We start from the raw sequence: 274 nt of genomic DNA, 5'->3' as shown, positions 1-274 counted from the left end.
GGGGGTGGCAGGTCATCTCCTGGTCCCTCGTCCTGTCCCTTCCAGCGATGGCCGTGCTGGCCGTGGCGACGCGGCCCCCGGCCTGGACCGTCATCGGCTGGCCGGCCTGGGGCGGCCTCGCCTACGTCTCGGTGTTCAGCATGCTGGGCGGCTTCGTGTTCTGGTATCGCGGGCTGGCGCTGGGCGGCATCGCGGGGGTCGGCCAACTGCCGCGGCTGCAGCCCTGCCTCGGGCTGGCGCTGGCTGGCTGGCTCCTGGGCGAACCCGGCGCCCC

At 74.8% G+C, this 274-nt stretch carries 1 protein-coding gene; it reads left to right on the top strand.

The window, feature by feature from the left end:
• Positions 1 to 62: 62 nt before the first annotated feature.
• On the top strand, positions 63 to 274 hold a 212-nt coding region (locus tag CVH10_RS20465; RefSeq protein WP_369335915.1), incomplete at its 3' end, for an EamA family transporter.

Origin of the sequence: Halomonas sp. ND22Bw (genome assembly GCF_003011945.1) — a bacterium.
GTDB lineage: Bacteria > Pseudomonadota > Gammaproteobacteria > Pseudomonadales > Halomonadaceae > Halomonas > Halomonas halophila.
Note: the sequence above shows the minus strand (reverse complement) of the source record. Positions and strands in the feature narration are given on the sequence as shown.